The organism is Lipingzhangella rawalii, assembly GCF_031628175.1.
Classification (GTDB): domain Bacteria; phylum Actinomycetota; class Actinomycetes; order Streptosporangiales; family Streptosporangiaceae; genus Lipingzhangella_A; species Lipingzhangella_A rawalii.
This window is the reverse complement of record NZ_JAVLVT010000001.1, coordinates 650,941-673,167: the sequence shown is the minus strand read 5'-3', so window position 1 is coordinate 673,167 and position 22,227 is coordinate 650,941. Positions and strand designations below refer to the sequence as shown.

Annotated in this window: 15 protein-coding genes and 1 pseudogene; 9 read left to right on the top strand and 7 right to left on the bottom strand. The window is 68.8% G+C overall.

Features of this window, described 5'->3' with window-relative positions:
• Nucleotides 1–18: 18 nt before the first annotated feature.
• Nucleotides 19–1,722, bottom strand: a complete 1,704-nt coding sequence (locus RIF23_RS02970) for a molybdopterin-dependent oxidoreductase (protein WP_310910752.1) — start codon at nucleotides 1,720–1,722, stop codon at nucleotides 19–21.
• 164 nt (nucleotides 1,723–1,886) lie between these two features.
• Between RIF23_RS02970 and RIF23_RS02965 the strand changes: the two genes are divergently transcribed.
• Nucleotides 1,887–2,786, top strand: a complete 900-nt coding sequence (locus tag RIF23_RS02965) for an oxygenase MpaB family protein (protein WP_310910751.1) — start codon at nucleotides 1,887–1,889, stop codon at nucleotides 2,784–2,786.
• Nucleotides 2,787–2,793: 7 nt separating this feature from the next.
• On the opposite strand, the gene RIF23_RS02960 is transcribed toward RIF23_RS02965, so the two are convergent.
• The 3 genes and pseudogenes from RIF23_RS02960 to RIF23_RS02955 all read right to left on the bottom strand — a co-directional run bounded on the left by RIF23_RS02960 (nucleotide 2,794) and on the right by RIF23_RS02955 (nucleotide 6,532).
• The gene (locus tag RIF23_RS02960; protein WP_310910750.1) at nucleotides 2,794–4,518 is read right to left on the bottom strand and encodes a serine/threonine-protein kinase; all 1,725 of its coding nucleotides are present in this window, start codon (nucleotides 4,516–4,518) and stop codon (nucleotides 2,794–2,796) included.
• Nucleotides 4,519–4,564: 46 nt separating this feature from the next.
• Nucleotides 4,565–5,161 (bottom strand): annotated as a pseudogene (locus RIF23_RS20765) (serine/threonine-protein kinase); the annotation flags it as partial.
• Between the two features lie 102 nt (nucleotides 5,162–5,263).
• Entirely contained in the window at nucleotides 5,264–6,532 is a 1,269-nt protein-coding gene (locus tag RIF23_RS02955; protein ID WP_310910749.1) for an amidohydrolase, read from the bottom strand.
• Between the two features lie 155 nt (nucleotides 6,533–6,687).
• On the opposite strand from RIF23_RS02955, the gene RIF23_RS02950 reads away from it, so the two are divergent.
• Together RIF23_RS02950 and RIF23_RS02945 are read left to right on the top strand one after the other, a co-directional pair.
• Nucleotides 6,688–7,386: a response regulator transcription factor gene (locus RIF23_RS02950; protein ID WP_310910748.1), complete on the top strand. Its 699-nt coding sequence runs from the start codon at nucleotides 6,688–6,690 to the stop codon at nucleotides 7,384–7,386.
• Nucleotides 7,386–8,807, top strand: a complete 1,422-nt coding sequence (locus RIF23_RS02945; protein WP_310910747.1) for a HAMP domain-containing sensor histidine kinase — start codon at nucleotides 7,386–7,388, stop codon at nucleotides 8,805–8,807. The genes RIF23_RS02950 and RIF23_RS02945 overlap by 1 nt, the downstream gene beginning before the upstream one ends.
• Here RIF23_RS02945 and RIF23_RS02940 read toward each other — a convergent pair.
• On the bottom strand, nucleotides 8,804–9,748 hold the full coding sequence (locus RIF23_RS02940; protein ID WP_310910746.1) for a TAXI family TRAP transporter solute-binding subunit: 945 nt from the start codon (nucleotides 9,746–9,748) through the stop codon (nucleotides 8,804–8,806). The genes RIF23_RS02945 and RIF23_RS02940 overlap by 4 nt on opposite strands.
• Nucleotides 9,749–9,969: 221 nt before the next feature.
• Between RIF23_RS02940 and RIF23_RS02935 the strand changes: the two genes are divergently transcribed.
• A complete protein-coding gene (locus RIF23_RS02935) occupies nucleotides 9,970–11,577 on the top strand; it encodes an SLC13 family permease (protein ID WP_310910745.1) in 1,608 nt (535 codons plus the stop codon).
• A gap of 100 nt (nucleotides 11,578–11,677) precedes the next feature.
• Here RIF23_RS02935 and RIF23_RS02930 read toward each other — a convergent pair whose 3' ends face one another.
• Nucleotides 11,678–12,790: a pyridoxal-phosphate-dependent aminotransferase family protein gene (locus RIF23_RS02930; RefSeq protein ID WP_310910744.1), complete on the bottom strand. Its 1,113-nt coding sequence runs from the start codon at nucleotides 12,788–12,790 to the stop codon at nucleotides 11,678–11,680.
• A 155-nt stretch (nucleotides 12,791–12,945) separates the two neighbouring features.
• Here RIF23_RS02930 and RIF23_RS02925 point away from each other — a divergent pair, with 155 nt between their 5' ends.
• A complete protein-coding gene (locus tag RIF23_RS02925) occupies nucleotides 12,946–14,454 on the top strand; it encodes an aminopeptidase P family protein (RefSeq protein ID WP_310910743.1) in 1,509 nt (502 codons plus the stop codon).
• Nucleotides 14,455–14,618: 164 nt separating this feature from the next.
• On the opposite strand, the gene RIF23_RS02920 is transcribed toward RIF23_RS02925, so the two are convergent.
• Nucleotides 14,619–15,557, bottom strand: a complete 939-nt coding sequence (locus tag RIF23_RS02920) for a serine/threonine dehydratase (protein ID WP_310910742.1) — start codon at nucleotides 15,555–15,557, stop codon at nucleotides 14,619–14,621.
• A gap of 109 nt (nucleotides 15,558–15,666) precedes the next feature.
• Here RIF23_RS02920 and RIF23_RS02915 point away from each other — a divergent pair, with 109 nt between their 5' ends.
• From RIF23_RS02915 to RIF23_RS02900, 4 genes are all read left to right on the top strand, one after another.
• Nucleotides 15,667–16,584: a LysR family transcriptional regulator gene (locus RIF23_RS02915; protein ID WP_310910741.1), complete on the top strand. Its 918-nt coding sequence runs from the start codon at nucleotides 15,667–15,669 to the stop codon at nucleotides 16,582–16,584.
• A 1,382-nt stretch (nucleotides 16,585–17,966) separates the two neighbouring features.
• Complete coding sequence (locus RIF23_RS02910) at nucleotides 17,967–18,179, top strand: helix-turn-helix domain-containing protein (protein ID WP_310910740.1); 213 nt, start codon at nucleotides 17,967–17,969, stop codon at nucleotides 18,177–18,179.
• 507 nt (nucleotides 18,180–18,686) lie between these two features.
• Nucleotides 18,687–20,069, top strand: coding sequence for a DEAD/DEAH box helicase (locus tag RIF23_RS02905; RefSeq protein ID WP_310910739.1), 1,383 nt, complete (start codon nucleotides 18,687–18,689; stop codon nucleotides 20,067–20,069).
• A 145-nt stretch (nucleotides 20,070–20,214) separates the two neighbouring features.
• Complete coding sequence (locus tag RIF23_RS02900) at nucleotides 20,215–22,215, top strand: ABC transporter ATP-binding protein (RefSeq protein WP_310910738.1); 2,001 nt, start codon at nucleotides 20,215–20,217, stop codon at nucleotides 22,213–22,215.
• Nucleotides 22,216–22,227: the final 12 nt, after the last annotated feature.

Genomic DNA, 22,227 nt, shown 5'->3' with positions numbered 1-22,227 from the left:
GCCCATCGGGGCACCGGGTCAGCTCGCGGTGATCCGGATCGAGGGCCAGCCGGTGGCCCCGTCGGGGATCGGATCGGTTCGGTCTCCGGTCTGTGTGTCGCCCGCTCCATCGGTTGCGCGGGCCTCGATGGTGTGTCCCCCTGGGTCCAGCGGGAGTTCGGCGACCCACTGACGCCAGGTATCGACCCCGGGAACTTCGGCGAGTTCCGCCTGCCGCCAGGCGCCGCCGTCCACGCGAACCTCGACCCCGTCGATGCCCCGGCGCTGCGCCCAGGCGACCCCCGCCACGATGGTCTCTCCGGCGGGGACCTCGGCGAATGCACCGGGAACGTCGATGCGGCACATGGTTTTGATGGGGGCGCGCACGGCCCAGCCCCGCTGGGCCCAGTAGGCCTGTTCGTCGGCGAACCGGGTCAGTTTGATGTCGGTGACCCACTTGGTGGCACCAACGAATCCGTAGATGCCGGGAACGACCATCCGGGCCGGGAAGCCGTGCCGGAGCGGAAGCGGCTCACCGGCCATGCCGATCGCCAACAGCGCGTTCCGACCGTCCAGGACGACCTCAGTCGGGGTTCCGCAGGTCCAGCCGTCAGTTGAGGTGCTCAGGATCTGGTCGGCGGATGCGGCGACCCCCGCCTCGCGCAGAATCTCGGCCAGGTCCACCCCCAACCAGCGTGTGTTTCCCACGAGGTCACCGTTGATCTCATTGGAGACGCAGGTGAGCGTGGTGTCGGCCTCGGTGAGATCCCGACGCAGGATGTCGTCGAAACTGAGCTGGAGAGGCCGGTCCACCATCCCGTGCACCCGCAGAACCCACTGCTGCGGTGGGACCCGGGGTACACGCAGCGCGGTGTCGATGCGGTAGAAGTCGGTGTTGGGGGTGCGGAACGGGGCCAGTCCGGGAATGTCGAGATCGGCGCTCCCGGGAAGGGGAGGAAGCGGCTGTTGGGGGGCGGGAAGCCGCAGCTGCTCCCGCGCAGCGGCTGCACCAGTGGCCCCTGCCAGCCACCGGCCGATCCCGGCCGTGGTGACTGCCGTCCCCAACACCCCCGCACCGGCAATCAGGAATCCGCGGCGTGCCGGCACAGCTGCGCAGGCCCCCGCAGGCTCCGCAGCCGCACCGGTTTCCTCCTCGACGCGACGACCCAACGAGTCTGACGCGTCACTAGTGCCGCTACCTGGGCCGGCCTGGCCCGGGCCCGGGGACGGGGACGGGGACACGGCCAACGATTCGCCAGCAGCCCGGGTTCTGCGCGCCTGGTGCAGCAGAACCCCGAGGCCGACGGCACCCGCACCCGTTCCCGACGCGAGGGCAGCCAGAGCCGTCGGGCCGTGGGCGGGCTGGACGAGCACCGCGATTGCTCCCACGACGGCGAACCCCAGCAGGCCGACATACCCGACCCATGGACGGTTGAGCGCGGCCGCGCCCAGGACTGGTGCGCTGAGGGCGAGCATCCCGAGGATGCCGCTGAGGAGGACCGGCTTCTGGTACTCCCCAAGTTGGTCCATACTCCACGCGGTGAGTGTCGCCGGACTGAGGTCGACGACGGCGTCACCGACCAACACGACGGGGCCGGGTACCTGCCACAGTGCCGCGGCCAGCTCCGCGACCCCCAGCGCCAGCGCCGTCACCAGAAGCCCCACGAGGGCGCCCTGGACGCCGGACCACGTGGGGGCATGCCGTCGAGCTGTGCCGAAGTCGTCGTGTCTCACATCTGGCATTCGGCGCCCACGGCCTGGCGGATTGGTGCCAATTCGAGAATGGGGTGTGCGGGGTGGGACTCGCTGTGGTGGGCGGACCCACGGACCCACGGGCTGGGGACGTGGGCGAGGCCGGGGGAGCCCCCCGTTTTCGTCCACGCACGTCGTGTGGTGACATTTCACCCATGGGAGCAAGCGCCGGTCTCACCGTTTCCGCCCCGGAGAGCGTCACCTGGGCGGTGCACCTCGACCGTGCCATGTGGGTGGCGGGGGTGCGAGCGCTCATGTTGCAGGCCCTGCATCCGGTGGCGATGCAGGGCGTGTGGCAGCGCTCGGACTTTATGCGGGATCCCACCGGGCGACTCCTGCGTACCGCCGACTTCGTGGCGGTGACCACCTACGGAACCCCAGCCGAGGCCGACGAGGTCGGGCGGCGGGTGCGGGCTGTCCACCGAAGCATCTCCTTCACCGACCCCGAGACCGGGAAGGGACACCGCGCCGACGACCCCGAGCTGTTGCTGTGGGTGCACTGTGCCGAGGTGACGTCCTACCTGGAGATCGTCACCCGGTCCGGACTGCGCATCAGCGAGGCCGGGGCCGATGCCTACTTCGCGGAACAGCAGCGTACCGCCACATACGTCGGCCTCGAACCCCGGGACGTGCCCGGATCCACGGCCCAGATGCGGCGCTATCTCGCCGAGATGCGTCCCCGCCTCCGCGTCACTGAGGAGGCCCGTGCGGCCACCCGATTCCTGATGTGGCCGCGCGTCCCACAACGGCTGGCCTGGCTCGCCCCCATGAAGCCACTGTGGCTGCCGATCGGTGCACTGGCCTACTACAGCCTTCCGCGTTGGGCCCGGGACGCCTACGGAATCCTTCCGGAGTTCCCCGGTGTCGAGGCCGCCACCAGCGCGGGGCTGGGGGCGGTCCGCGCCACACTGCACCTGACCCCGAACGTGCTGTACAACCAGCTGTTCGACGAGATCACCGTGCTTCGCGCCAAGGCCGCTCGGGAGCGCCTGGAGGAGGTCGGCTACGACTTCGGGCCGCGGCTGGTCCGGACCGGTCGGATTCGACGTGGCTGACCGATGACTACCTCGGCTCCGTGTAGAGCTCGAAGGTCTCCTCGAAATCCTCGGGGGCGATGGACTGTGCGGCGGAGAGGCCGTCAGCCACGCCGTCCGCGCGGCTGCAACTGCCGACGTAGTCGGCCGCTGCCGGTGTCACCTGGCTTTCCGGGGTCCAGGAGCAGAACCAGTCCTCAAAGGTTCCCCTGCCACTGCTTCCCCGAACTTCCCCGCTCGGGTTCTCGTAGTAGCCGTCCAGGACGCGCCGCGCCTCGGCGCAGTCCAACCCCGGGGTGACCGGATCAAGGTAGAGGTCTCCCGCTGGTCCGGGGAACGGTTCGGCGCAACGAGCCACGATAATGTCGTCCGCATCGGGTGCATCGATGCTTACCGATCCGTTGAGCTCCAGGAACTCCAGAGTGACCCGCTCACTGGGGCTGCTGTACTCCAACTGCACGGGCTGTGCGTCCTCGACGGACAGCCACAGCTCGAATTCGGCCTCCTCGCTCCGGAGTTCCTGCTGGATCTCTCCCTGGAGGGAGGGTTCGTCCACGGTGACGAGTGCTTCGTGATCGAAGGTCCCGGACAGCAGCCAGGTTTCCTGGCCGGCCGCAGTGTCGTTGTTGCTGTCGCTGTCGTCGAAGTCCTCGGCATCGGTGACCGCTGGGGATTCGGCGATCGCGCGGAGTTCGGTGGTCAGGGACCGGGGGGTGTGTGTGGTGGGGTTCTCCAAGTTCGTGGGATGGTCCAGGGGCTGCGCCCCGTCGGAAGCCCCCACTTCACGGTAGCCATCCAGGGGGTCCTCCGGGTTCTCGTACAGGAGCTGGCCATCCACGTGCAGATACCCGCCAACGGCGCCGTCGCCGCTCACAGCCGTCGCGAAACGTGGCTCGGGCGTGCTGGTGTAGCTGTGGGTGTAGGTCTGCTGGGACAGGGCGATCATCGTCTCGGGATCGTGGGTGTCGCCGTAGAGTTCCGCGGCACGTTGGGCGCCCACCTCCCACGTTCGCTCGGCTTCTATGCTCTGTGCGGTTGTGACCATCTCGATGGCCTGTTCGACGGCTTCCTGAGGCGTGGGGTCGCGGAGTTGTTCGTAGGCAAGATATCCACCCCCACCTGCCGCCGCGGTCACCACGATGGCTCCTGCACTAATTGCTGCGATCGTGCCGGTGCCCATTCCCGAGCTCGCGGTCGCACCGGCCCCGGTGAGGCTGGCCGCTGGGATCGTTCCGCCCGCACCCGCGCCACCACCGGTCATGCTGGCGGCACTGATTCCACCGCCCGTTATGGTTGCGCTGCCCGCGCCACCGGCTGTGGCCGGCGCACCGCCCATGGCCGGCAGTGTCGCTGCCCCCGCAAGCCCGGCTGCCCCGGCGGTCACCGCGCTCCCGGTGGCTGCCGCCCAAAGGGCCGGATCGTGGCCGGCGGCGGAGAAGCCCCGCCAGTGCTCGGCCAGGAACAGGGCGAGCCGAGTACGAGCTGAGGAACCGAAGTTCTCGACGTCGGGCTGGGGAGCCGTCGTGTCCGCTGGTGGGGCGGGCAGGATGTGCTCCAGAAGTTGGGCCGCGTGCGGACGTTGGCCGGGATCCACGCTCAGGGCGGCGGCAACCAAGGACGCCAGGTCCGCCGGTACGCCTTCCAGATCGGCGTGACCGTCCCGAACCCGTTCCCGCAGCTCGGTGGCGGTCCCGCTGCCGAACGGATCGTGTCCGGTCGCGGCCAGGGCAACCAGTGCACCCCAGGCGAACACGTCCGCGGCTGGGTGGGGGGGCGGCTCCGGAATAACGCTCTGGGGCGGTCCAGCCCGGAGTTCCGTAACTGGGACCGTGTTCTGCGCCCGCGTCGACGGGTGCGGCGATACCGAAGTCCACCAGGGTGGGGCCGCTGGGTGCGAGGATGACGTTGGCGGGTTTCATGTCCCGATGGACCACCCCGGCGGCATGCACCGCAACCAGGGCCTCGGCGATCCCGGCGGCAACGGCGGTGAGGTGCGCACCGGACAGGGGGCCGTATTTGTTGACGTAGCCGCGGAGGTTATGCCCCGGAACATAGGAACACGCCAGCCACGGTGTGGTGGCCGTTGGGTCGGCGGCGTACAGGCGTGGGGCGCACATTCCGTGTACCTGCGCCAACAGGTCGATCTCCGTGGTGAAGGCGGAGCGAAGCGCAGGGTCGGCAGCGTTTTCCGCATGAATGGTCTTGACCGCGACACAATGGTCGTTGTCATCCAGCGCACCGAATACCACGCCCATCCCACCAGAACCGAGCCGCCCCACGATCCGAAACGGTCCTAGCGAGCGTGGATCGCTGTTGTGCAGGGGGGTCAGTTCCTCGGGCAGTTCGGGCGGTGGAGCCGGGATATTGGACGAGCTGGGGGGAGGGGTGTCGGACATCGCGGGCTCTCTCGTTCCGGGCTGTCGCGGCGGTTGGTTCAGCTACCGCACGATGGTGAGGTTAGCGATTCCTGCATGCTGCGATGCGGCCGGGGCCAGCGGCTATACCTGCGGCGGTCCCAGCCAGGCGAGTGCGGCAGTGACCATGGCCGACACCCCGGTTCCCAGCGTCGGTTCGATGACCGGAGCGAAGAACGGGGAATGGTTGGCGGGGATGTCCTGGGCCACGCGCCCGGCCTCTGCGGCCCGCGCATAGGTGTCGGGATCGGCTCCGCCGAACAGCCAGTAGCAGTTCGGAGCCCCGGCGGCCTCTGCGAAGAGGCCCACGTCCTCGCTCCCGGTGATCCGCCCGGAGTCGAAGACCCGGCTGTCACCGAAGTGGTCGCGAAAGGCGTCCATGGTGTGCTCGGTGGCTTCGGGGGTGTTCACCAGAACCGGAAACTCACCGAGCGGCTCGATGCGTGGTTCTCGGGGTGCCCCGGCTGCGACCGATTCGGCGTGGATGATCCGCCGCACGGCCGCGAGCACGGTCTGGCGCACCTCCTCGTCGTAGCTCCGGATGTTCAGCTTCAACTCGGCGCTGTCCGGGATGATGTTCTCCTTGCTGCCGGCGTGCAGCGAGCCCACGGTCACCACCGCCATGTCGTCGCCTGCGATCTCCCGCGAGACGACGGTCTGGAGCCGCATCACCGTAGCTGCCGCCATCACCACCGGATCCACCGCCGCTTCGGGGCGCGAGCCGTGCCCACCGGTGCCGTGGAGGGTGACTCGAAACGAGTCGGACGCCGAGAAGCACGGGCCGGGATGCGCTGCAACCGTTCCCGCCGGAACCGGCATGACATGCTGCCCCAGGCACACACTGGGAGTGCCGAACCGTTCGAACAGGCCGTCCTCGATCATCGCCCGCGCCCCCGTGCCGATCTCCTCGGCGGGCTGGAACACGGCCAGCACGGTCCCCGACCACAGGTGAGCGGCGTTGCGCAGCAGACGCAGCGCCCCCTCCAGGCAGGATACGTGCATATCGTGGCCGCAGGCGTGCATTACGGGGACGGTTGTCCCGTCAGGGTCCGTGCCCGTGGCGGTGCTGGCATAGGCCAGCCCTGTCTGCTCCGCCACCGGAAGCGCGTCGAAGTCCGCGCGGAGCAGCACCGTGGGACCCACACCGTTGCGGAGCACACCCACCACGCCCGTGTGGCCGACGCCTGTGGTCACCTCCAGGCCGATCTCGCTCAGTCGCTGGGCGACGACTTCGGCGGTGCGGTGCTCGGCGAACGACAGTTCCGGATGCTGGTGCAGGTCCTTGTACAGCTCAGTAAGTGTGGGGCGGATTGCGTTCAGCCCAGCAAGCGCGGCCTGTACGTTCGTCGGCATGCGGCGTCTCCGATTCTCCCAGCGGTGATGTGGCCACCAGCAAGCTACGCGCTCCGCGGTGACGTTGTCGACGGACGTGCCCGCCATCCCGGTTGGCTGGGTGCCGCGGGCCCGTTCCGTGGCTGCTCGCCGAATGCGCTCTAGCATGGTGAGATATGCGCATCCTGGTGGTGGAGGACGACGACCGAGTGGCGCGCGGGTTGTCCACAGCCCTGCGCAACGCCGGATTCGAGGTGTCGCGGGTGGCGTCCGCGGCCGCGGCCCGCAGTGCCGCACCCGCGGACGTGGTACTGCTCGATCTCGGGCTGCCCGACGCTGATGGAATCGACGTCTTGCGTGAGCTACGTCGTCGCCCCGAGACGGCCGTGATCGCGGTGACGGCCCGGGCCGAGGAACGTGAACGCGTACGTGGATTGCGGACCGGTGCCGACGACTATGTGGTCAAGCCCTTCGGTGTTCCCGAGCTGCTGGCACGTATCGATGCGGTGTTGCGTCGTACCAGGGCGGCACGGGCCGTTTCGACCGCCGCGGCCGAGCCGCTGCGGCTGGGCCCGCTCGTCGTGGACACTGAGGTGCGGGGCGTCACTCTCGATGGGCGCACCGTCGAGCTGACGCGCAAGGAGTTCGACCTGCTGGCGCTGCTGGCCAGCCGCGCTCCAGCGGTGGTCGACCGGTCGACGATTCTCGACCAGGTATGGGCCAGCACCTGGGAGGCCGCAACCCGCACCCTGGATACACACATCGCGGCCCTGCGCGCCAAGATCGGCACTACGGTACCGATCCAGACCGTGCGCGGGGTCGGCTACCGGCTGCGTGCCGAGCCCACCCCGGTCGTGAACCCCACCTCGTCCTGATGCTGCGTCGTCTCCTCGCGGTTCTGCTGCCGTTGGCCGTGTTGCTGGTGGCGGCGCTGGGGGGTCCGGTGGGTGGAATCGTCGCGCAGCAACGGACCCAGGACACCTACATTGATCGGCTCAACGACGTGGGGCGGTTCGCCTCCCTCGCTGAGACGGCGCTGTCCAGCGACCGTACCGAAGCTCTGGAACTGGAACTGCGCCGCTACGCGGAGGTGTACGACATTCCGGTGGCACTGGTGGACCCGGCGGGTGAGGTCGTGCTGGCCTCCTGGCCCAGAAGCTCCCCGTCCCCGGACTGGCTGGCGGCCCCCGAAACGGAACGCATCGTGGACCAGGCCCTGGCCGGGTACCGCCCCGAGCCGCCCACTGTCGTCTGGCCCTGGAATCAGGCCCCGATGGTGGTGGCCGAACCGGTCGGACGGGACACCGAGGTGGTGGGGGTGGTCGTCGCCCATGCGGGCACGCGGTCCCTCGCGGTCGACGTGCTGGGCAGCTGGGCGTGGATCGGGCTGGCGGCGCTGGTGCCGTTGGCCGGCCTCGCGGCGGTCACCTGGCCGGTGTCGCGCTGGGTGTTGCGGCCGGTGCGTCAGCTTGATGAGGCGACCGCCGCCGTTGCGGAGGGCGACCTGGCCACCCGGGTGTCGGCCTCGGGAGGACCGCCGGAGTTGCGGCGCCTGTCCCGGTCCTTCAACACCATGGTCGAGGTGGTGGACCGTGCGCTCCAGCGGCAGCGGGCCTTCGTCTCCGACGCCTCCCACCAGCTGCGTAACCCGCTGGCCAGCCTGCGCCTGGCGGTGGAGAACCTCGGGGTGTATCTCGATGGGCCCGACGCCCGGCGGGCACACACCGAAGCGGTGGAGGAGACCAAGGCCATGCACCGGATGTTGAATTCGCTGCTGGCCGCCACGCGCCTGGACAGCGCGCGGCAGGCCGAACCGGTCCACGTCGACGAGATCATGGACACTCATGCGCCCCGCTGGCGGGCCCTCGCCGCCGACGGCGGGATCGACCTGACCATCAACGTCCCGTCGACACTGGTGGTGTTGGAGCCCCCCGGTGGTCTCGGAAGCATTCTGGACGAACTCGTCAGTAACGCACTGCGCCTGTCCGGAGGAACCCGGCTGGAGATCGGGGCGGGAACCGGATCCGAGGGTGCCGATCGGGTTGCCCTGTGGGTGTGTGACGACGGTATCGGCTTGGGCGCCGACGAGCGGAGTGCGGCTTTGGGCCGGTTCTGGCGTTCGTCCACACACCAGAACACTCCGGGAAGTGGCCTGGGCCTGGCGATTTGTGCGGAGCTGGTTGAGGCCGCCGGGGGACGGCTGTGGCTGGAGTCGAGCAGCGCGGCAGCACGGGAGTCTCGCCCCGGCCTCACCGTGTACGTGGAACTGCCACTGGTTCGGGATGGAGATCCCTAACGTTTCTGCTCGCGGAACCACGCCACCGCTCCCGGGTGTAGGGGAAGCGGCCCTGTCGCGATGCCGGTGCGGACGTTGATCTGGCTGGCTTCCGGTCGGTTCGCGCCGATCGCCTCGGCCCGGGAAAACACTGTCCCGGTGACCAGCCGCGCCGTGTCAACGGTCAGTCGGGACCGAGCCAGCAGCACGTTCGGCACCGCGACCGTCGGGGTGCTGGCCAGGCCGGGATAGGCCGTGGCCGGAATGGTCCCGGGGGCGTAGGGCCCGGGATCGATCCGCGCCAGCAGATCCGTGGCCTCGGGCAGGGCCACCAGACGCAGGCGGCGTTCCCGTGCCAGGTCCAGGATCGCCGGTGTGGGAATCCCGGTCAGCGAGAATGCCGCGTCGATCTGGCCGTTGTGCAGAGCCCGAGCGGAGTCCGCCTGATCCAGGCGCACCACCTCCACATCCACCCCGGCCTGGTCCAGGAGCCGCTGGCAGGTGAATTCGGTGCCCGAGTCCCGGGCCCCGAGGGACACGCGCCGGTTGGACACGTCGTCCAGACTGCGCACCCGGGAACTCGCCGGGACGACCAGATGGAGATGACTGTCATAGATGCGCCCGAGGGCACGAATCTCGGAGGGGGCCGCGCCGTGCGCCGTCGCAGCGGCGTCGAGGCTGGACAGGCCGATATCCACCTCACCCGCGCGTAGGAGATCCACATTGTCCGTGGAAGCGCGGCTGGGAACCGTGTGCACCTGCATGTGGGGGAAGTGCGCCTCCAGGGCCTCCGCCAGTGCCGCGCCGACCACCCGGTACACGGCCCCCGGCGGGCCGGTGGCCAACCGCAGCTCGGCGGGCATGGTTGCCGCTTCGCTGTCGTGCTCGGCTCCCAGCCCCGCGACCGCCGCCAGGGCGGAGATCCGCAGTGTGGTGCGTCGGGATACGGGCAGGTCACGCACGCCGCCAGTCTAGCGAGCGCGCATGGTGTCCGTCGTTGTGCACAGGGTCGCGCAATGTCAGAAGAATCCCAACTCTTGCGGGGATGTCTTGCGGGCAACAGCGGTCGGTGATGACCATCACATGCGGCAACCCCCGGGAAACATCCAGGTAATCCGGGGTGTCGGCGGTCGGATCGGCCGCGCCTTCCACCACGTCCATTGGAGACCGAGGAGTCCCCCGAATGTCGTCAACCACCGAATCCACCACCGATACCGGGGCGAGGGAGGATGATCACAGCAGCGCCGAGGACACCAACTCGACCCTACGCAAACGCATCGGGCTCGTACTCGGAATTGTTGCGGCCATAGCGCTGTACATCCTCATGCCCGATATCGTTCCCCCCGTTCCCGACGGGGCCGCCGGGCAGGTGCGTGCCGACGAGCTGGAAGCGCTCGGCCTGAGCCCGGAGGCGCCCGCACACCTGGCGCGGGCCACCGCGGCGGTTGCCGCCCTGATGGCCGTGTGGTGGATGACCGAGGCGATCCCGCTGCCTGCCACGGCACTGCTCCCGCTGGTGCTGTTCCCCGTTCTCGGTGTCACGGATATCGGTGGGGCGGCCAGCCCCTACGCCAGCCACCTCATCTTCCTGTTCATGGGCGGATTCATGCTGGCGCTGGCCATGCAGCGCTGGAACCTGCACCGGCGCATCGCCCTGACCATCGTCAGCTGGGTGGGGTTCAGTCCCACCATGCTCATCGCGGGGTTCATGCTTGCCACCGCGTTTATCACGATGTGGGTGTCCAACACTGCCACCACGATCATGATGCTGCCGATCGGCATTTCGGTGCTCGCGCTCGTCGCACAGAATCGGGGCGGCCACACCGATTCCAACTTCGCCACGGCGCTGCTGCTGGGAATCGCCTACGCGTCCTCGATCGGTTCGGTATCCACCCTGATCGGCACACCCCCCAATGTGTTCATGGCCGGCTACCTCGCCGAGAACCACGACATCCACGTGAGTTTTGGCCAGTGGATGCTCATCGGTGTGCCCCTCGCCGCGGTGTTCCTGGTGGTCTGTTGGTTCGTGCTGACCCGCGTGGTCTTCCCCCCGAAGATCTCCGAGTTGGAGGGGGGACGCGAGCTCATTCGCGACCAGCTGCGGGAGATGGGTCCCATGTCCCGGGGCGAGCGGATCGTGCTCGTGGTCTTCGCACTGGCCGCCCTGGCCTGGATCCTTAACTCCACCCTCCAGAGCATCGACGCGGTCCTCGCGGCGGCGCCGTGGCTGGAAAGCGTCAGTGACGCCGGAATCGCGATCACCGTGGCGATTGTGCTGTTCCTGATCCCCGTCGACGGGCGGCGTGGCACCCCGGTGTTGGACTGGACGACCGCCGCCCAGCTCCCCTGGGGGATCCTGCTTCTCTTCGGCGGTGGCCTGTCCCTGTCCGCGCAGTTCGAGGCCAGCGGCCTGAGCTCCTGGATCGGGGAGCGAGTGGAGGGCCTCGCCGGCGTGCCCGGATGGGTGCTGGTGCTGGTCGTCGCAGGGATTGTGCTGTTGCTGACCGAGCTGACCAGCAACACCGCCACCGCCAACATCTTCATCCCCATCATGGCCGCGGTTGCCATCGGCATGCATCTGGACGTGATGGCCCTGGTCATTCCGGCCGCCCTGGCCGCATCGCTCGCCTTCATGCTGCCGGTGGCCACCCCGCCCAACGCCATTGTGTTCGGTACCGGACACATCAAGGTGGGCCAGATGGTCAAGGCCGGGGTGTGGCTCAACATCATCGCGCTGCTGCTCGTGCTGGGCGTCATGTACACCCTGGCGAGCTGGGTCTACGGCGTGTAGCGGAGCCACCACGTCAGCGGGAATCCTGGTCCGGGGGCCTCGCCCCGGGGAGGCCCCCGGACCAGGAGCGAACTCCGGCGACGCGAAAATCCGGGGAAATCTACAGGGCGCCGTGCTGTTTCAGTACGCGACGCAGCGCCCCCAACACGAGTTCCACCCGTTCGGGTGCGGCGTTGCGCCCCATCAGACCGATCCGCCACACCCCTGCGGCGAACTCCCCAACGCCCGCGCCGATCTCCAGGTCGTACTCCGACAGGAGCTGCGCACGGACCTTGGCCGAGTCCACCCCGTCCGGAACCCGCACCGTGGTCAGTTGCGACAGCCGATGCCCGGGTGCAGCGAACAGTTCGAGCCCCATGTCGATGAGGCCGTCCTGGAGCATCTGGCCCGCGGCCCGGTGACGTGCGGCGACCTCGGGGAGTCCCTCGTCCAGGATGCGGCCCAGACCCGCATCCAAGGAGGCGATCATTGCGACCGGAGCCGTGTGGTGGTAGGCGCGTCCACCCGGTCCGCCGCGCACATAGGCCCCTAGCAGCCCCAGGTCGAGGTACCACACGGGGGGATTTTCCACCCGCCGCTGCCAGGCCCGTTCCGAGAAGGTGAACGGGGCCAGGCCGGGAGCAACGCCCAGACATTTCTGGGTGCCCGCATACCCGATGTCCACACCCCAGTCATCCACCTCCAGGGTGTCTCCGGCAATGGAGGTGACGCAGTCCGCCAGCAACAGCGTCTCTGGGGAGCGGGAGCGCAACGCGGCACCGAGGGCGCCGATGTCGCTGCGCACACCCGTCGAGGTCTCGGCGTGGACCGCAGCCACGATGGCCGGACTGGGATGGGCGGCCAGCACCAGCTCCACGTCGACCGGCGTTCCCCACTCATGATCGACGCGGACCACCTCGGCGCCGTACCGAGAGGCCACCTCACACATGCGGGTGCCGAACAGGCCATTGACCGCGACCACCACGACGTCTCCGGGACGTACCGTGTTGGCGAACGCGGCCTCCATCCCGATCGAACCGGTCCCGGACAGCGGCATGGTCAGCGGGTTCTCGGTACCCCACACGGTCCGCAGCCGTTCGCAGGTGCGGTCGAGGATACGGATGAACTCCGGGTCCAGGTGACCCAACAGCGGAGCCGCCAGGGCCGCCGTTGCCTCCGGATACGGGTTGCTCGGGCCGGGGCCGAGCAACGTACGTTCTGTTAGCAGTGCCATAGCGCACACCTTAGGACGCCCCCAGGCGTAGCGGTGCACTGGAGTGGGGTTACGGTCCGAGGGGTGGCCACGCGGTGCTCATACGATTGGCAGAGAGGAGCCGCCCCGCGGAGCCCGTTCCACCAGCCCGGGAACTCGACGAGGAGTAGCAAGACGTGACCGAGCAGCAGCCTCACCAGAGCGCGACAACTGCACAGACCCCGGAGTTCACCCCGCGTAAGAACGGCCCCTACCAGCGGGTCTCCGAGGAGCTGGCCGCATGGATGCGTACCGGCTGGGCGGACACCGAGCGGCGGGATCTGACCCCGCTGGAGCAGTCCGACTACACGGCTAAGCGGCGAGCGGCCCTGTCCGCGCGCTTTCCCGGGGAACGTCTGGTCATTCCGTCCGGCCACCTGCGCACCCGCTCCAACGACACCGAATATCCCTTCCGTGCCGCCTGCGACTACGTGTACCTGAGCGGAGACCAGGCCGAAGGGGCCGCACTCGTGTTCGAGCCCCGCAGCGGCGGAGGTCACGACGTCACCGCCTACCTGGTTCCCCGCTCCAATCGGGACAATGGTGAGTTCTGGCTCGATAGTCAGGGCGAGCTGTGGGTGGGCCGGCGTAACAGCCTGACCGAGTCAGCCCAGCTGTTGGGTCTCCCCACCGCCGACGTGCGCACCCTGCCCGAGGTGCTGCGTCAGGCACCCGACGTGCCCAGCCGTATTCTGCGCGGATACGACACCGGGCTCGAGGCGGTTCTGGGGGAGCTGAACAAGTTCGGGTCGGACGAGGCAGCGACCCGGGACGCGGAGCTACTCGTGGCCCTGCACGACCAGCGTCTGGTCAAGGACGACTGGGAACTCGGCCAACTGCGGCGGGCCGTTGACTCCACGGTACGTGGCTTCCACGACGTGGTCCGGATGCTGCCCGAGGCCGTGGCCACCTCCGAACGCTACATCGAGGGTACCTTCCACCTCCGGGCTCGGGTCGAAGGTAACGACGTTGGCTACGGCACCATCGCCGCCTCTGGGCCGAACGCCACCACGTTGCACTGGATGCGCAACGATGGAGCAGTTCGCCCCGGGGAACTGTTGCTGTTGGATGCGGGAGTGGAGACCAGCACCCTCTACACCGCCGACGTGACCCGGACATTGCCAATTTCCGGGACCTTTGGCCCCACCCAGCGGCGCGTCTACGACTTGGTTCTGGCGGCCCAGGAGGCGGGGATCGCCGCGGTCGCGCCAGGCGAGCCGGTACGGGCCTACCACGAGGCCGCACAGCGGGTCCTCGCTGAGGGGCTGATCGAGTGGGGTCTCCTCGAGGGGCCCGTGGAACGGGTCCTGGAGCTCGGCCTCCAGCGCCGCTATAGCCTGCATGGCACGGGCCACATGCTGGGCCTGGACGTGCACGACTGCGCGACTGCCCGCACGGAGAACTACCGCGACGGTGCGCTCGAACCCGGCATGGTGCTCACCGTGGAGCCGGGGCTGTACTTCCAGCCCGATGACGAAACGGTTCCTGCGGAACTGCGCGGTATCGGGGTGCGAATCGAGGACGACGTGTGCGTCACCGCCAGTGGGCGAGAGAATCTCTCCGCCGCACTACCGCGCCGGGCGGAGGACGTCGAAGCCTGGATCGCCGAATATCACCCGAACGGGATCATCGCCACAACCACGTGAGCCGCACCCCAGCCGGTGCTCGCCACCCCGGGGCCGGCCTCCCTGTTCTGCTCGCGGTGCTCCGGCCTTCAGGCCGGGGGTGACGGGGCAGAACAGGGAGCCGCCCAACGACGTAGGCTCCCAGGCATGCGTCCCACCGGGCGGTGGACGCCGACACGCTGCCTCTAGGCCGGAATCCAGTCCGCGTTGGCGCCACAGAGAACCAGGCAGGGATGCTCCGCGGAAACCCGCCCAGCCAGCCAGGCAGCCAGGGGTGCGGCGGCTGCGGGCTCCACCGCCAGCCGGAACTCCTCCCAGAGTCGATCGCGCGCGGACACGATCTCAGCGTCGCTGACCAGCGCAGTGGCCGCTGGATGCGCACCGAGTGTGGCCAGGGGAACCGCGCCGATCCGGGCCGCTCCCAGCGCGGAGGACGCCACCGAGTCCACTGGTGTGTCCACCGGTTCACCGGCGGCCAGGGCCGCGTGCAGGCTCTGGCACCCCTGCGGCTCGACCCCGATCGCGCGGCGCTTGGGACTGGCTGCGGCGCTGATCCCGGCGATGAGTCCACCGCCGCCCACCGCGGCAACGATCGCGTCACACTCCGGGACGTCACCCAGCACCTCTACCCCGATGGTTCCCTGCCCAGCCACGACGTCCGGGTCGTCGTATGCGTGCAGGTAGGGACAGTTGTCGCGTTCGGCGCGCTCGCGCGCCGCCGCCGCGGCCACGGCGTAGTGTTCGCCGATCCGTACGAGCTCCGCTCCGGAGTTGGCCAGTCGCCGCGCCTTGGCCTCGGGCGTGGTTTCGGGGACGTACACCGCTGCGTTGAGGCCCAACAGCCGAGCCGCGGTGGCAACCGCGAGGCCGTGATTGCCACCGGAGGCGGTTACGACCCGGTCGGTGACGGTTCCGCGCTCCTGGCCCGCGACCAGGGCGTTGAGAGCGCCACGCAGTTTGAAGGCCCCGGTGAGTTGGAGGTGTTCCAGTTTGAGGCTGACAACATGGCCGTCGATAACGGTGGTCAGCGTCGGGGTGCGCCGTGCGTACGGGGCCAGGCGCAGCACGGCGCGGTCGACGTCGGCGCGGGTGGCTGCGGCAGTCGTGGGCTCCGGGGAAGTCATACTCTCACTGTGCCTGCTCCGCAGATTAAGCTGAAGTGGAATTCACTAATGGTGATTAAGTAGTTCTTATAGGCCATCGAGATTGAGGTGGGATCGTGCGGAGCGTTCCGTGACCCTGGACGCGAACCGACTCCGGGTCTTGGTCGAGATCGCCCATGCCGGCTCCATCACCGCGGCTGCCGAGCGCATGGCATTCACTCCGGCTGCGCTCTCCCAGCAGATGACGAAGCTGGAACGCGAGGTTGGCTGTGCCCTGATCGAGCGGGTCCGCGGTGGGGTTCGGCTCACTCATGCCGGCCGGGTCGCCGTCGAGCACGGGGAACGTGTCCTCGGGGAGTTGCGTGATGCCGAGGCGGCGCTCCAGGCTGCCGCTGGGGCCTGGACCACGCGGTTGGGTCTTGGCGCCTTCGCCAGCGCCGGCAAGATACTGGTTCCGCAGGCGCTGGCCTCGTTTCGCACGGCCCACCCACACGTGCGCCTGGCCCTCCAGGATCTGGAGCCTCCCGAGGGCTACGGGCTGGTCACGTCCGGGGATCTGGACCTGCTCCTGACCCACTGCTATCCGGGGACATCCCTGCCCGCTGCGCCGGCACTGCACCGTGAGCGTCTCCTGGTGGACCCGCTGATGTTGGTGCTGCCGGACACGCACGCCGCAGCGGTGCACTCGGTCGACACGCCGCTGGGGCTGCGGGACCTCGCCGACGAGGAGTGGATCTGTGGTGGCCCCGGTGTCTCCAACCGGACAGCACTGGACCGGGTGGCCCATCAGGCCGATGTGGAGGTGACCGTGGCCTACGAGACCCGGGACTACGAGGTCACCCTGGCGCTGGTGCGGGCGGGTATCGGGGTGAGCCTCATCCCGGCCTCGGTGCTGCGGGCCGCGCCCCAGCAGGGGTGGATGAGCCGCCCCCTGTCCGGGCCGGCGCTGCATCGTGAGATCTACGCGGTGCACCGCCGACGAGCCCGGGGGCCCGTGCTGGAAATGGTGTCCATGTTGCGGCAGGCCGCGACGCGCACGCTTGCCTGAAGCGGGGTGCGCGTTCGGTGGGTGACGTGGTCTGCGGCCGTTGTCTGCGGTGCGGGAGGCGGGTTTCCCGGGGGGTGTCTTTGGTTCGGGGGTTGTGGTGGCGGTGTTTGGGTGACTGCCTCCGCCGTGTCGGCCACGGGCGGTGTCGCGCCCTGGTGGTCACCGGTGGTGTGCTGTTTTCGGGGGCGCTCCTCCGCACGACGGTCAGCGGAGAATGGTGGTGTCGGTGGTTGGTTGTGGGTGTGGGCCGTGGTGGCTGTTGGTGGTGTCGCGTCCTGGGGGCGCTCTCCCGTACGGCGGTCAGTGGGTATCTGGGGTGTGGGTGTTCGTTTTGCCTTTGGGGGGTGCGGGTGCGCGGGTAGCCCGGAGACCGTTCCCAAGCTGCCCGACTTCGCGGCATTGTCCCTCCGGTCGGGGGAGAGTCCGTTGGGTCGGTGTGCTTGTGGGAATCCCGTACGTGCACTCCGCACCACCACAGTCTGCGCGTCTCGCCGTTCCTGCTTCCACGGGTCGCCGTGTGGGGGTTTTCCTGGCCGGTTTGGGGTATTCCGCTCCCGGGCCGGCTCGCCACCGCGGGGGAGAATATGCCGCCTCCCTTGTTCGTTGGCCGTCGTGCGGGGGAGCGCCCCCAGGGCGCGACGCCGCCGGCGGCCACCACGGCGCGTACCGCCACCCGATCACGGCCACCACCATCCGCCGGTGGCCGTGGTGGAGCTCCCCGCGCGGCGGCCGGCGGGGGCATGGGGTGCCTGGCCGGGGGCGACACCGCGGGTCTCGGGATGGCCGTTGGGCGCCGCAGTGTCGATTGGGCGCGTTCCGGTGTGCGTCACCGGGCCGGGACGGGAGGCCGGTCTCGGCGCCAGTGGCATCCGCGCCACGTTTTCGGGGCTCGGTGGGAGGTGACCTTCACGCTCGGTCGTGCGGTCCACTGCTGCCGAAACAGTGTGGAGCGTGGTTTCCACCGGCTCGCGCAGAACCACGCGCAACCACCCAGCCGCACCCCACGCCGAGGAGCGAGCCACGATGTTGGGGGAGGAGGACACGGTCCAACGTGCCTCCATCCGTCACAAGTTTCGCGACCTCACCCGACCACAACACACGGCCGAGGTGGTGCGGTGTCGGGGTGGGACTGGTCGTGGCTTTGGCGCCCGAGGCGGACTCCCAGTGCCTGGGATCCGATCGGCCGTTGGGGGATGCGGAAGCCAGGAATCGGGGTGATCGTTCACGCTCCGTCCCTGTGTCAAATTCGGGCTAGATTTTAGGCAGTCCGAAACGCGGTGCAGGAATGGGGCAGCCGTTGGCTGATGCGCGGTGGGTAGCCAGCCGGTCGCACATGTCTGATCATAGGCGGTGATCCGGCTGTAACCATGAGGAGGTAACTCGTGACCGAGACCCTGCGAAAGGGAACCCGTGTGACGGGGACTGAGCGCGCGGAGCTGGCGGAGGAGCTTCGGAGGCGGTATGACGACGGGGAGAGTATTCGTTCCCTGGCCGCTTCCACAGGGCGTTCCTACGGCTTTGTGCACCGGGTCCTGACCGAGTCCGGTGCCACGTTGCGCGGACGGGGTGGCGCCACGCGCCGTTCGCGGGAGTAGCGAACGGTGGACCACGGCGTGGGCGCGTGTGCCGACAGGCCACTTTCGGGGGCGCTCACCGCCGGGTCGCGGAGTGAGTCGGGGGCCACGGCGGTCTGCGGATCCGGTGCCCCGGGATAGGAAGCGGACCGGTTACGTCCCGGAGTGCACCGCCTGGCCTATTTCGGCCAGCAGATCCCATGGATCGACCGAAACCTGGTTTGTTCGTTGAGTGATATTTGTGTGCGTTTGTCGCACATGAGAGGGCGGTGCTCCACTCGCGACTGTTGCCAGATCCACTCGCACAATGGACCTCCTGGTTACCGGTTGTCCCGCCGCGTTGAGTAGGCTCAATGCGGCGGTCACCACTGTTCGCGCGCATCGGGCGCGCCGGGCCGCCCGGCGATGCGGGACCGAGCCCGCGTTGCGTTCGACCGGCGCGTTTGCGTGAGCTCTTCACCGCGGCCTCGCGGCCCGGGAAGCCTTCCTCGAAACGCCGCCGAATCTGACGAGGAAGGTTGACGTCACGTGTCGCATGACCAGGTATGCCCGGAATCCACGCCGACGTTCGGCGAGCTCGGTGTGCCCAAGCCACTGCTGGAGGAGCTCACGACCGCAGGGCTGACGACCCCGTTTCCGATCCAGCAGGCCACCATCCCCGACGCACTGGCGGGCAGGGACGTACTGGGATGTGGACGCACCGGATCCGGAAAGACCCTCGCCTTCGGAATTCCGGCCCTGGCACGGATCGGTGGTGGTCAGGCCCGATCCCGCGCTCCCCGGGCCCTGGTCCTCGTTCCGACTCGTGAGCTCGCCTACCAGGTTCGGGACGCCGTCCTGCCCTACGCCCAGGCCATGCGTGTCCGGGTTGGAGACGTGGTCGGGGGCAGCTCCTACAGCCGTCAGTTCAATCAGCTGAACCGGGGTGTCGAACTGCTCGTCGCGACGCCCGGGCGACTCAGCGACCTGATCGCCCAGGGCGCGTGCACCCTGGACGATGTGCGGCTGGCCGTACTCGACGAGGCCGACCAGATGTGCGATCTGGGATTTCTTCCGCAGGTGACCGAACTGTTGGACCAGATCGGCTCCCAGGCCCAGACCATGTTGTTCTCCGCCACACTCGACGGTGACGTCGACACCCTGGTCCGCTCCTACCTGCGGGACCCGGTGACCCATTCGGTTGATCCGCCTGTCTCGCAGGTCGCCACGATGGACCACCACATCCTCAAGGCACTGCCGCGAGACAAGGACCAGATGATCACCGAGATCGCGGCCCGGCAGGGGCGGACCCTACTGTTCGTGCGTAGCAAGCACCGCGCCGACACCCTCAGCGAGCACCTGGTCCAGTCCGGGGTGCCCGCCGCATCCCTCCACGGGGGCAAGTCCCAGAGCGTGCGTACGCGGACGCTCGAGAAGTTCCGTCAGGGGCGGATCCAGACCCTCGTGGCCACCGACGTTGCGGCGCGGGGGATCCACGTGGACGGTATCGACCTGGTAGTCAACGTCGATCTTCCTGGAAGCCACAAGGACTATCTCCACCGTGGTGGACGCACGGCCCGCGCGGGCCAGTCCGGGCGTGTGGTCACCATCGTCACGCCACGGCAACGGCGTCAGGCACGTAGGCTGTTGGGTGACGCGGGGGTCACAGCGACCGCGCACCTGGTCAATCCGGGGGACCGGCTGCTCTCGGAAGTGACCGGAGCACAGGAGCCCTCCTACATCCCCTGGGTGGAACCGCCGGAACCGAAACCGGAACGCACCCGGGGCCAGCGGTCCCGGGGCGGACGGCCGCCGCACCGTCATGCCGGCGGACGGGGACGTCCCGCGCACCGTGGTTCCCGGTCCAACCCACCCGCGTCGGGACGTCCCCGCAGGTCGGGAACGTCCGGACATCCCCAGCGCGGCGGGTGAGCCCCGGACGGGTCTGCGCACCCGCCTGGGCGGTTACCAGCACACCACCGGCGGCTGTTGGCCGTGGCAGTGTTCATGGTTCATGGTTCATGGTTCATGGCCCGCCCACGGCCGCCGGTGACCGGACGAGGAGGTGGTTCCAGGGATGCAGGGCTCCAGCACCGCGTGGTCCACGTTCCGTTCCTTCGCACGCGACCGTGAGGTCGCCAAACAACGGCTGCGGCCCGGGACAGTGTCCCGCGTCGCGGCCTACGCCCGTCCCTACGCCCGGCAGCTGGTCCTGTTCCTGCTGTTGACCGCGGTTGCCGGGGGGACCGTGGTGGCCACTCCGTTGTTGATGAAGGCGATCATCGACGAGGGGGTGGTGCCGGGCAACAGCCAGGTGGTTGTGGCCCTGGCCCTCGCTCTGGCCGTGCTCGCCCTCGTGGAGGCGGTGCTCACCCTGGCCCAGCGGTGGTTCTCCGCCCGGATCGGCGAAGGGCTGATCTTCGACCTGCGCACCGAGGTGTTCGCGCACGTTCAGCGGATGTCGCTGGCCTTCTTCACCCGGACCCAGACCGGGGCCCTGATCAGTCGCCTCAACACGGACGTCATCGGTGCCCAGCGCGCGTTGACCACCACACTGTCCACGGTCGTGTCCAACGTCATCAGTCTGGTGCTCGTCCTGGGCACCATGCTGGTGCTGTCCTGGCAGATCACCCTGCTGCTGTTGCTGCTGCTTCCGGTGTTCGTGGTTCCTGCCAAGATATTCGGGCGGAAACTCGCCGCGATCACCCGGGAGAGTATGCGGCTGGACGCCGAGATGAGCGCCCTGATGACCGAGCGGTTCACGGTTGGGGGAGCCATGCTGGTCAAGCTGTATGGCCGCCCCGAGGACGAGGTCCGCCAGTTTTCCGACCGTGCCGCGCGCGTGCGCGATATCGGGGTGGTATCGGCGATGTACAGCCGGATCTTCTTCACCGGGCTGACCCTCGTTGCCGCGCTGGCCACCGCCGTCGTGTACGGCGTGGGCGGGACCCTTGCGATCGACGGTGCGTTGGAGCTCGGAACACTCGTTGCCCTAGCCACCCTGCTGACCAGGCTCTACGGTCCGCTGACGGCCCTGAGTAACGTCCACGTGGACATCATGACGGCCCTGGTCAGCTTCGATCGGGTTTTCGAGGTCCTCGATCTGCGGCCGTCGATCACCGAACCGGTGGCGCCCCGACTTCTCCCTGAGCCGGCGGGCGACCAGCCTGGCCTGGCCGTGCAGTTCGACCAGGTGTCGTTCCGCTATCCGCGACCGGACGAGGTGTCCCTGGCATCCTTGGAGTCGGTTGCCGTAGCCGAGCCGAATGCCCAGGCGAACGAGGCGGTCCACGCCCCGGTGGTGCGGCCACATCCCGGTGGCGAGGACCTCTCCTCTGGTGGGGCCATCTCCCAGGCCGACGGTGCGGGAGGGCCCGCAGCGAACGACACCGATGTGGTATTGCGCCAGTTGTCCTTCACGGCCGAACCGGGGGAGATGGTTGCCCTGGTCGGGCCGTCTGGTGCGGGCAAGACTACGGTGACGCATCTGGTGGCGCGCTTGTACGATCCGGGAAGCGGAACGGTGCGCCTCGGCGGAGTCGACGTACGGGAGTTGGACAGTGCGTCGTTGCGGGCGGCGGTGGGCGTGGTGACGCAGGAGGCACACCTGCTTCATGACACGGTCGCCGGCAATCTGCGCTATGCTCACCCCGAGGCCAGCGATGCCGAGCTGTATGCCGCGCTACGGTCCGCGCGCCTGGGTAGCCTGCTGGAGGAACTGCCGGACGGGCTCGACACGGTTGTCGGAGACCGCGGCTACCGGCTGTCCGGCGGGGAGAAGCAGCGGCTGGCGATCGCCCGGCTCCTGTTGAAGCAGCCGGCTGTCGTCGTGCTCGACGAGGCCACCGCACATCTGGACGCCGAGTCCGAGCAGGCCGTGCAACAGGCCCTGACCGCGGCACTGCGGGGCCGTACGTCGTTGGTGATTGCTCACCGGCTGGCGACCGTGCGCGAGGCCGACCGGATTCTTGTTCTGGACGGCGGACGCATCGTGGAGCAGGGAACGCACGAGGAACTCCTGCGAGGCGGAGGGCTCTACGCGGAGCTGTATCGGACCCAGTTCGCGCTCCAGGAGTGAGTCCCCGGCCGC

Coding starts and splice junctions, on each gene's coding strand:
- RIF23_RS02970 (WP_310910752.1), bottom strand. CDS start 1,722: ATGCCAGATGTGAGACACGACGACTTCGGCACAGCTCGACGGCATGCC.
- RIF23_RS02965 (WP_310910751.1), top strand. CDS start 1,887: ATGGGAGCAAGCGCCGGTCTCACCGTTTCCGCCCCGGAGAGCGTCACC.
- RIF23_RS02955 (WP_310910749.1), bottom strand. CDS start 6,532: ATGCCGACGAACGTACAGGCCGCGCTTGCTGGGCTGAACGCAATCCGC.
- RIF23_RS02950 (WP_310910748.1), top strand. CDS start 6,688: ATGCGCATCCTGGTGGTGGAGGACGACGACCGAGTGGCGCGCGGGTTG.
- RIF23_RS02945 (WP_310910747.1), top strand. CDS start 7,386: ATGCTGCGTCGTCTCCTCGCGGTTCTGCTGCCGTTGGCCGTGTTGCTG.
- RIF23_RS02935 (WP_310910745.1), top strand. CDS start 9,970: ATGTCGTCAACCACCGAATCCACCACCGATACCGGGGCGAGGGAGGAT.
- RIF23_RS02930 (WP_310910744.1), bottom strand. CDS start 12,790: ATGGCACTGCTAACAGAACGTACGTTGCTCGGCCCCGGCCCGAGCAAC.
- RIF23_RS02920 (WP_310910742.1), bottom strand. CDS start 15,557: ATGACTTCCCCGGAGCCCACGACTGCCGCAGCCACCCGCGCCGACGTC.
- RIF23_RS02900 (WP_310910738.1), top strand. CDS start 20,215: ATGCAGGGCTCCAGCACCGCGTGGTCCACGTTCCGTTCCTTCGCACGC.